The sequence below is a fragment of the Phenylobacterium sp. genome (assembly GCF_036263695.1).
Lineage (GTDB): Bacteria > Pseudomonadota > Alphaproteobacteria > Caulobacterales > Caulobacteraceae > Phenylobacterium.
The window spans coordinates 1-1,653 of record NZ_DATAGM010000171.1; the positions used below are offsets into that span (position 1 = coordinate 1).

Annotated in this window: 2 protein-coding genes and 1 pseudogene; 2 read left to right on the top strand and 1 reads right to left on the bottom strand. The window is 70.1% G+C overall.

Going from position 1 to position 1,653, the window contains the following annotated elements; translation table 11 throughout:
- A partial coding sequence (locus VHK87_RS07050; RefSeq protein WP_329634194.1) for an S-adenosylmethionine:tRNA ribosyltransferase-isomerase occupies positions 1-183 on the top strand: 183 nt, incomplete at its 5' end.
- Positions 183-1,307: a tRNA guanosine(34) transglycosylase Tgt gene (gene tgt / locus VHK87_RS07055; protein WP_329634195.1), complete on the top strand. Its 1,125-nt coding sequence runs from the start codon at positions 183-185 to the stop codon at positions 1,305-1,307. The genes VHK87_RS07050 and tgt, both read left to right, overlap by 1 nt.
- On the opposite strand, the pseudogene VHK87_RS19455 reads toward tgt, so the two are convergent.
- A pseudogene (locus VHK87_RS19455) lies at positions 1,283-1,653 on the bottom strand (hypothetical protein); the annotation flags it as partial. The gene tgt and the pseudogene VHK87_RS19455 overlap by 25 nt on opposite strands.

A 1,653-nucleotide genomic window follows, 5' to 3' on the forward strand; every position in this document is an offset into this window, starting at 1 on the left:
TACCGCTTTCGCGTCGCCGACGGGCTGATGACCAACTTCCACCTGCCGAAGTCGACCCTGTTCATGCTGGTCAGCGCGTTCGCGGGCCTGGAGCGGATGCGGGCGGCCTACGCCCACGCCGTGGACCACGGCTACCGCTTCTATTCCTACGGCGACGCCAGCCTGTTGTGGCGGGCGGCCTGATGGCGGCCTTCCCGTTCCGCATCGACGCCCGCGACGGCCGGGCCCGCACTGGGGTGATCGCCACGCCGCGCGGCGAAATCCGCACGCCGGCCTTCATGCCGGTGGGCACCGCCGGCACGGTCAAGGCGATGACAGTGGACCAGGTCCGCGAGGCGGGCGCCGACATCCTGCTCGGCAACACCTACCACCTGATGCTGCGGCCGACGGCCGAGCGGGTCGCGCGTCTGGGTGGGCTTCATAGGTTCATGCGCTGGGACGGGCCGATCCTGACCGATTCCGGCGGCTTCCAGGTGATGAGCCTGTCGAAGATCTCGAAGGTGAAGGAGGAGGCGGTCACCTTCCAGAGCCACCTGGACGGCTCGCGCCACGTGCTCTCGCCCGAGCGGTCGATCGAAATCCAGGCCGACCTCCTGGGCTCGGACATCGTCATGCAGCTCGACGAATGCGTCGCCTGGCCCGCGGACGAGGCGCGCGCCGCCGAGGGCATGCGTCTGTCGGCGCGCTGGGCGCAGCGCTGCAAGGCCGCGTTCGGCGCGCGCGAGCGGCAGGCGCTGTTCGGGATCCAGCAGGGCTCGGTGTACGAGCCGCTGCGCCGCGAGAGCGCCGAGCGGCTGGTCGACATCGGGTTCGACGGCTACGCGATTGGCGGGCTGGCGGTCGGGGAGGGGCACGAGGCGATGTGCGGGGTGCTGGACTTCGCCCCCGCCATGCTGCCCGAGGAGCGGCCGCGCTACCTGATGGGCGTCGGCAAGCCCATCGACCTCGTCGAGGCGGTGGCCCGCGGCGTCGACATGTTTGACTGCGTGTTGCCGACCCGCTCCGGGCGGCATGGCCAGGCCTGGACCTGGGAAGGGCCGATCAACCTGAAGAACGCCCGCTTCGCCGACGACGAGGCGCCGCTGGATGAGGGCAGCCCCTGTCCGGCGTCCTCAGGCTATTCCAAGGCCTACCTGCACCACCTCGTGAAATCCGACGAGATCCTCGCCCAGGTGCTGCTGTCCTGGCACAACGTCGCCTTCTTCGAGGGCCTGATGGCGGCCCTGCGGCAAGCGATTACTGAGAGCCGGCTGGACGCCTTCCGGCGGGACTTCGCCGGCCGTCAGCGAGCCGGACTGAAGGCCTGATTGATCTCGATCTTCTGAATCGGGATCGTGTCAGACGCGGTCGCCAGTGCGGTCGTGGTCGCGACAGCCGTGGTGGTTGGCGCCGGCCCGGACGTCGCTACGGCCGTGGCGAGGGGTTCCGTCGTCGTGTCCTCGGCCACCACCGGCGCATTTTCCATCGGATTGTGCATCGGCGTCCCCGGGGGGTCGCACCCGCGCGCCTCGCCTAGGCCCTTGAGGTAGGCGCGGCGGACGGCGCCGGCGGCGATGGACTGCTGGATCGTCTTGTCGTGCCTCTCGGCGCCGGTGATCTTGCGCACCCAGCCGCGGAACGGGATTACGTCCGAGGCCAGACCGGCGATGGCGT

Excerpts from the sequence above, each read along its gene's own strand:
- tgt (WP_329634195.1), top strand. The coding sequence starts at position 183 with ATGGCGGCCTTCCCGTTCCGCATCGACGCCCGCGACGGCCGGGCCCGC.